Source organism: Stenotrophomonas sp. S49, from assembly GCF_016624905.1.
Classification (GTDB): domain Bacteria; phylum Pseudomonadota; class Gammaproteobacteria; order Xanthomonadales; family Xanthomonadaceae; genus Stenotrophomonas.
In genome coordinates, this window is sequence record NZ_JACVUD010000019.1 from 47,407 (window position 1) to 54,877 (window position 7,471).

General features: G+C 66.9%; 7 protein-coding genes. 1 reads left to right on the forward strand and 6 read right to left on the reverse strand.

The window, feature by feature from the left end; translation table 11 throughout:
- Window positions 1-4: 4 nt before the first annotated feature.
- From IAE58_RS06515 to IAE58_RS06530, 4 genes are read right to left on the reverse strand one after another with little or no spacing between them, the layout of a single operon-like run.
- A complete protein-coding gene (locus tag IAE58_RS06515; protein ID WP_199933106.1) occupies window positions 5-646 on the reverse strand; it encodes an ABC-type transport auxiliary lipoprotein family protein in 642 nt (213 codons plus the stop codon).
- Window positions 643-1,569, reverse strand: a complete 927-nt coding sequence (locus tag IAE58_RS06520) for an MlaD family protein (RefSeq protein ID WP_108752114.1) — start codon at window positions 1,567-1,569, stop codon at window positions 643-645. The genes IAE58_RS06515 and IAE58_RS06520 overlap by 4 nt, the downstream gene beginning before the upstream one ends.
- Before the next feature lie 3 nt (window positions 1,570-1,572).
- Window positions 1,573-2,400: an ABC transporter ATP-binding protein gene (locus tag IAE58_RS06525; protein ID WP_108752115.1), complete on the reverse strand. Its 828-nt coding sequence runs from the start codon at window positions 2,398-2,400 to the stop codon at window positions 1,573-1,575.
- A 1-nt stretch (window position 2,401) separates the two neighbouring features.
- Complete coding sequence (locus IAE58_RS06530; RefSeq protein WP_199933107.1) at window positions 2,402-3,523, reverse strand: ABC transporter permease; 1,122 nt, start codon at window positions 3,521-3,523, stop codon at window positions 2,402-2,404.
- 92 nt (window positions 3,524-3,615) lie between these two features.
- Between IAE58_RS06530 and IAE58_RS06535 the strand changes: the two genes are divergently transcribed.
- A complete protein-coding gene (locus IAE58_RS06535; RefSeq protein WP_108748451.1) occupies window positions 3,616-4,875 on the forward strand; it encodes a threonine/serine exporter family protein in 1,260 nt (419 codons plus the stop codon).
- A 123-nt stretch (window positions 4,876-4,998) separates the two neighbouring features.
- On the opposite strand, the gene IAE58_RS06540 is transcribed toward IAE58_RS06535, so the two are convergent.
- Entirely contained in the window at window positions 4,999-5,379 is a 381-nt protein-coding gene (locus IAE58_RS06540) for an H-NS histone family protein (protein ID WP_108748452.1), read from the reverse strand.
- Window positions 5,380-5,577: 198 nt separating this feature from the next.
- The gene (locus IAE58_RS06545) at window positions 5,578-7,269 is read right to left on the reverse strand and encodes a proline--tRNA ligase (protein WP_199933108.1); all 1,692 of its coding nucleotides are present in this window, start codon (window positions 7,267-7,269) and stop codon (window positions 5,578-5,580) included.
- Window positions 7,270-7,471: the final 202 nt, after the last annotated feature.

Here is a 7,471-nt window from a genome sequence, read left to right on the forward strand (position 1 = left end):
AACCTCAGCGCGGCAACGCCTGGCGGTCGCGCTGCCCGCTCACCAGCGTCCAGCCCACTACGTCCTGCGCGATCTGCTGCAGGCCGCGTTCGAACGCGGCGGCCACGGCCGGCACATCGGTGCTGCCCACCGGCTGTTGCTGGCGGAAGGTGCGGTCGGCCACCACGCGCTGGTCGGCCACGTGGATGAGTTTGGCGTTCAGTTCAATCACCACCGTCGGCGTGGCTTGGCCCTGGTAGTCGGACTCGAAGCGGCGTACGTCGGTGGTCAATTTGTAGTCGGCGCGGATGCCGGCGGCCACGCGGGCCACACCGGGCAGGCGGGCGGAATCTTCGAAGCCGCGCAGCAGGGTGTCTTCGATCATATCGGTAGCCGGCTGTGCCCAGCTGGCGCCGCGGTAGATCTCCAGTTCCGACGGCGTGGGCCGCACGTTGATGCGCGGGCTGTCGACCATGCGTGCGGCACTGGGCTTGGCCAGCACCAGCTGCCAGTCACCCTGCGGCCAGGCCGGGTCCACCTTCACCTGCACGGCAGGCGAATACAGGGTGACCGGGTTCTTGTCGCCGCTGCCGAGGATCGAGCAGCCACCCAGCAGGGCAACCGCCGAGGCGGCCAGCAGCAGGCGCGGAAGGGTCATCGGGCTCATTTGGGTTCGAACTCCTTCGGTGCATCGCGGCCCAGCAGGTAGCGCGCGGGGTTGTTTTCCAGGCGGTCGCTGACCCGGCGCAGGTCGCGGATCAGGCCGCGCAGTTCGGTCAGCGTCGGGCCCAGCTGGCCCAAGCCATCGTTGGCGAAGCTGTTGATGGCCGCGCGGTTCTCGCCCAGGATCGAATCGGCATTGCCGGCGGCCGAATCCAGCTTGCCCAGGGTGGCATCGAGCTTGTCGATGATGCCCGGCAGCTGCTGCACCAGGTTCTTGTCCAGGCGTTCGATGGTGCCGTTGGTGGTCTTCAGCGTGGTATCCAGGCTGCGGGCCGCGTCGCGCGCACTCAACAGCAGCGCCTGGGTGCCCTGGTCACGGTCGGCCAGGCCGCCACTGATTGTTTCCAGATTGGCCAGGGTGGCGTTGATCGAGGCGACGTTGCGGTCGCTCAGGATCTGGTCCATGCGTTCGACGATGCGGTTGGCCACATCGGTGATGTTCTGCAGCGCCGACGGCGTGGTCGGAATGATCGGCGCCGGGTCCTTGTTCACCGTGGTCAGGGTGGGGGCCTGCGGGGTGCCGCCACTGAGCTGGATGATCGACGGGCCGGTCAGGCTGGTGATGGCCAGCTTGGCGCGGGTATCGGTCTTGACCGGCGTGTTGGAATTCAAGCGGATGCGCGCGACCACCTGGCGCGGGTCGTCGGGCACCAGGTTCAGTTCGGTGATCGACCCCACCGCGATGCCGTTGTACTGCACCGGGCTGCCCACCGACAGGCCGGTGACCGCTTCGCGGAACACCACGCGGTATTCCTGCCAGGTACGGTCGGAGGAGTACTTGGCCGCCCACAGGCCGAAGGCCAGCAGGGCCAGGCCGGTGATCAGGGTGAACGCGCCGATCAGCACGTAGTTGGCTTTGGTTTCCATGGCTCAGGCACTCTCGATCTGTTCGCCACGCGCGGCGCGCGCGCGGGGTCCGTGGAAGTATTCCTGGATCCACGGATGATCCAGTTTCTCGATGTCCGGCAGCGGCGCGTTGGCCACCACCTTGTGGTCGGCGATCACCGCCACCCGGTCGCAGATGGCGTACAGCGTGTCCAGGTCATGGGTGATCAGGAACACGGTCAGACCCAGCGCTTCCTGCAGGGTCTTGATCAGGCGGTCGAACGCGGCCGCGCCGATCGGGTCCAGGCCGGCGGTGGGCTCGTCCAGGAACAGCAGCGGCGGGTCCAGCGCCAGCGCACGGGCCAGGCCGGCGCGCTTGCGCATGCCGCCGGACAACTGCGACGGCAGTTTGTTGATGGCATCGGCGGGCAGGCCGGCCAGCTTCACCTTCAGCAGGGCCAGTTCGTAATGCCAGCGTTCGGGCAGTTCGCGGTGGTGTTCCTTCAGCGGCACCTGCACGTTCTCGCCCACGCTGAGCGAAGAGAACAGGGCGCCATCCTGGAACAGCACGCCGGTGTTGCGCTCGATGTGCAGGCGGCTTTCGGCATCGTCGGCGCGTGCATCGCGGCCCAGTACCTCGATCTGCCCGGCGTCGGGCACGCGCAGGCCCAGGATCGACCGCATCAGCACCGATTTACCGGTGCCCGACCCGCCAACCACGCCCAGGATCTCGCCGCGGCGCACGTCCAGGTCCAGCCCTTCGTGCACGGTCTGGCTGCCGAAGCGGTTGGTCAGCCCGCGCACGCGGATGGCCAGGTCGTGGCCTTGGTCATCCTGCATCTGGGTGTCATCGGGGTGTGGGTGTGTGCTCATCTCACCAGTCCATATGCATGAACCACAACGCCGCGAAGGCGTCGATGATGATCACCAGCGAGATGGTCTGCACCACGCTGGAGGTGGTGCGTTCGCCCACCGACTGCGCCGTGCCTTCCACCTTCAGCCCTTCCAGGCAGCCGATCAGGCCGATCACCAGGGCGAATACCGGCGCCTTGGACAGCCCCACCAGCATGTGCCGCACTTCCATGGTTTCGTGCATGCGCGCGATGTACATCTGCGGCGGAATATCCAGGTCGAACGCACCCACGGTGATGCCGCCGGCCAGACCGGCCGCCATCGCGATGAAGGTCAGCAGTGGCAGGGTGACCAGTAGCGCCAGCAGGCGCGGCAGCACCAGCAGATCGACCGGGTCCAGGCCCAGGGTGCGCATCGCATCGATCTCTTCGCGCGCCTTCATCGCGCCGATCTGCGCGGTGAACGCACTGGCGGTGCGGCCGGCCAGCACGATGGCGGTCAGCAGCACGGCGAATTCGCGCAGGAAGGCGATGTTCACCAGTTCCACTACGTAGATCTCCGCGCCGAAGTCGCGCAGGATGGTCGAGCCGAGGAAGGCGATCACCGCACCCACCAGGTAGGACAGCAACGCTACCAGCGGCACCGCATCCAGGCCCACCTGTTCCATCTGGTGCACGGTGGCGGTCAGGCGGAAGCGGCGCGGTTCCTTGAACAGGCGCGCGGCCTTGACCAGGTTCTCGCCCAGGAAGCTGCACAGCGCCTTGATGTTGTGGCCGGTGGTGTGGACGCTGACACCCAAGCGCTCCAGCGCGGCCAGCACGCCGAAGTCGCGCTTGGGCTTGGGCCGGTCGTCGGCCACTTCTTCGATGGTGCACACCAGTGCCTGGTGGTCGGGGCGGAAGTGCAGGGCCTGTTCGCCCAGGTCGGCACGATGGGCCACACGCAGCACCTGCAGCACGCCGGCCGAATCCAGCTGCTCGATGGCGGTGGCGTCGATGCCGGTCAGTTTTTCGGGAACGTCGCGCAGCACCTCGGCCGCCGCCAGTGCGGTCTTCAAGGTCCAGTGGCCGGACAGATGGATCAGCCCGGGATCGTGGGCATCCTGTTCCAGCCGGGGGCTGTGGTTCGGGGTCATGGGGGCCATTCGGGTCGCAGCATAACCGTTCTGAATTGCACGTCGCGTCGAACCGGGATGAATTTCTCCTGCCGGGCCCGCTGTAGGTAATACTACGGCGCATGTCCGCCGATGCTCACGCCATCCCCACGCCCCAGGCCACCTATGCGCAGCGCGTGGCCTTTGTTTCCGAGATCGCCGGTCGCCTGCACAGCTATGGCACCACGGCCCAGCGCCTGGAGGCCGCCGTGGTGGCGTTGGCGCGGCAACTGGACCTGGATTGTGAGCCGTGGTCGAACCCCACCGGCATCATCCTCAGCTTCAGCGACCCCGCGCGCGCCATCGGTTCCAGCGACATCACCCGGGTGATCCGCCTGGCGCCGGGCGAGAACGACCTGCACAAACTGAGCGTGGCCGACCGCATTGCCGAGGAAGTGGCCAACGGGCGCATGAGCCTTGCCCAGGGCCATACCGCGTTGCGCCAGCTGGACAAGGACCCGGGCCGCCGCGGCAAGCTGCGCACCATCCTCTCCTTCAGCCTGGGCGCGGCCGGCGTGGCCGGCATGTGGAAGCTGCCGTGGCTGGACATCGCTACGGCTGGCGTAATCGGCCTGATGATCGGCCTGCTGGGCATGCTGACCGATCGCCGCCCGGCCACCCGCGAAGCCGGCGAGGCGCTGGCCGCGCTGCTGGCCGGCATGGTCGCCACCCTGGTGGCGGCGTTCGTGGGCGCGCTGAATCTCAACACCGTCATCATTGCCTCGCTGGTGGTGTTGCTGCCGGGCATGTCGTTGACCAATGCAGTGAACGAACTGGCCAGCCAGCATTGGGTTTCGGGCACGGCGCGTTTTGCCGGTGCGCTCACCACCATCATGAAACTGAGCGTGGGCGCGATGATCGCGGTCACCCTGGCCGATGTGCTGGGCCTGGACCCGGTGATCCGTGCCTCGCGTCCGCAGGGGCCGTGGGTGGAATGGGGCTCGCTGCTGACCGCGGCGTTTGCATTCGCCATGTTGTTCAAGGCCAACCGGCGCGATTACCCATGGGTGATTGCCGCCTCGGTGGCCGGCTATGCCATTTCCAAATTCGGCGGCCACGCCTGGGGCGCACCGGCGGGTATTTTCCTGTCGGCGATGCTGCTGACCGCCGGCGGCAATCTGTTTGGCCGACTGGTGGGTCGCCCGGGCGCGATCATCCGCCTGCCAGGCATCATCATGATGGTGCCCGGCAGCACCAGCCTGCGCGGTGTGCTGACCCTGGTGCAGCAGCAGGACGTGGGCGCCGGCCAGAGCGTGTTCCTGACCGTGCTGAACGTGGTGATGGCGCTGGTGGCCGGCCTGCTGTTCGGCAACCTGCTGATGCCGGCGCGCAAAACCCTGTGATCGGTAGCGCCGGGCCGTGCCCGGCGGATCGGAACACCACCGCTGCGCTCGCCGGGCATGGCCCGGCGCTACCCACAAAAAAACGCCGGCTTTCGCCGGCGTTTTCTCATTCCCGTGCAGGACTCAGGCCTTCTTGATCAGGAAATCTTCCGGCTTCTTGTTGCCCTTGGCGGTCAGCTCGGCCATCCAGCGCGGCTGCTTGCCGCGGCCGGTCCAGGTTTCCTTCGGGTTGGCCGGGTTGCGGTACTTCGGTGCCACCTTGCCCAGCTTGCGGCCGGCGGTCTTGGCCGGAGCCTTGGCAGCCTTGCGTGCACGCGGTGCCGGGGCAGCGGCGCCACCGAACAGTTCGTCGATGGTGTAACCCTCGGTCTTGGCCAGCTTGGTCAGCTGGGCGCGCACCTTGGTGATCGGGCGGCGCTTGGCGACGATGGTTTGCTGCTTCTTGGCGGTACGGATCAGGGCGCCCAGCTCACGTGCCGACAGGCCGCTCAGGTCGATGCTCATGCAAATACTCCGGGAAATACGGTGATGGACAGGGACGAGCCGGTCCATGGCGGTCGCTGGACAGGGTAATGTCGATTTACTGCCAGCACAAACATTTATTGGTTACTGATATTACGAATTGCGACTGCCGACATATTCAGACGCTATGCCACCGGTGGACGCAAAAAAAAAAGACCGGGGCGGACCCCGGTCTTTCCATCAACCCTGCAGTCGCTGCAGCAGGGTGTCCTTGTCCAGGCTCTCGGCCTCGCTGGCCTTGCGCGAGCGGTATTCATAAGTACCGGCGGCCAGGCCGCGCTCGCTCACCACCACGCGGTGCGGAACACCGATCAGCTCCATGTCGGCGAACATGGCGCCCGGGCGCAGGCCGCGGTCGTCCAGCGCTGCATCCAGGCCGGCGTCGCGCAGTTCCTGCAGCAGTGCAGCGGCGGCCTCGGCCACGCCCGCATCGCCCTTCGGGTTGATCACGCAGACCACCACCTGCCAGGGCGCCATCGCCTCGGGCCAGATGATGCCGGCGTCGTCGTGGTTCTGTTCGATGGCGGCGGCCACCACGCGCGAGATGCCGATGCCGTAGCAGCCCATGGTCATCACGGCGGCCTTGCCGTTCTCGTCCAGCACGGTGGCCTGCAGCGCTTCGGCGTACTTGCGGCCGAGCTGGAACACGTGGCCGACCTCGATGCCGCGGGCGATCTTCAGCTCGCCGCCGTCGCGGGCGCGGTCACCGGCACGCACGTTGCGGATATCCACCACTTCCGGTTCCGGCAGGTCGCGGCCCCAGTTCACCCCGGCCAGGTGGAAACCGGCCTCGTTGGCACCGACCACGAAGTCGGCCATGGCCGCCACTTCGCGGTCGGCCAGCACGCGGATCGCCTTGGCCGGGCCGACCGGGCCCAGGAAGCCGGGCACGCTGCCCAGGTGCTCGGCGATTTCCGCTTCGCTGGCAAAACGCTGGTCTTCTAGGCCAGCCACCTTGGCCAGCTTGATCTCATTTACTTCGTGGTCGCCGCGCACCAGGGCCAGCACGAAGCCGGCCTCGGTCATCAGCGCCACCGACTTCACCGTGCGCTGCAGGTCGATACCGAGCAGGGCGGCCACGTCTTCGCAGGTCTTCTGGGTGGGCGTGTCCACCTTGCGCAGGGTTTCAGCGGCGGCCGCGCGCGGCGCCGGATCGGCGGCCACGGCCGCTTCCATGTTGGCGGCATAATCCGAGCCGGTGGAAAACACCAGCGCGTCTTCACCGGAATCGGCGATCACATGGAATTCCTGCGATGCGTCGCCACCGATGGCGCCGGAGTCGGCCTGCACCATGCGGAAATCCAGGCCCAGGCGGGTGAAGATGCGGCTGTAGGCCGTCTTCATGTTTTCGTATTCGCGCACCAGGTCTTCATCGTGCAGGTGGAACGAATACGCATCCTTCATCAGGAATTCGCGCGCACGCATCACGCCGAAACGCGGGCGGATCTCGTCGCGGAACTTGGTCTGGATCTGGTAGAAATTCACCGGCAGCTGCTTGTAGCTGGACAGCTCGCTGCGGGCGAAATCGCACGCCGCTTCTTCGGCGGTGGGGCTGTAGCAGAAGGTCTGTTCCTTGCGGTCCTTGATCTTCAGCAGCTGCGGGCCGAACTTTTCCCAGCGCCCGGTCTGTTCCCACAGTTCCTTGGGCTGGATGGTGGGAATCTGGAATTCCACGGCGCCGGCGCGGTCCATTTCCTCACGCACGATGCGCTCCACCTTGCGCAGCACGCGCAGGCCCAGCGGCGACCAGGTGTACAGGCCCGAGGCGAGCTTGCGGATCATGCCGGCGCGCAGCATCAGCCGGTGGCTGGTCAGCTCGGCGTCGCTGGGGGTTTCCTTGGTGGTGTGCAGGTGGAACTGGGAGAGGCGCATCGTCGGCTTCGGGATAACGGCAGAGACGCCTATTCTGCCAGCCCGGCCGGGGGGTGGGGTACTGGCAGGGCTTGCAGCCCTGCAGCCGCTTGGAGCGACGGCAACGGCAACGTCAACGTCAAAAGCGGGCTATCCGTGGGTTGGCGGGGTGGGTCCGGTTGCGGGGGACGCCGCAAGTACGTCCCTGTAGGCTTGGCCGCGG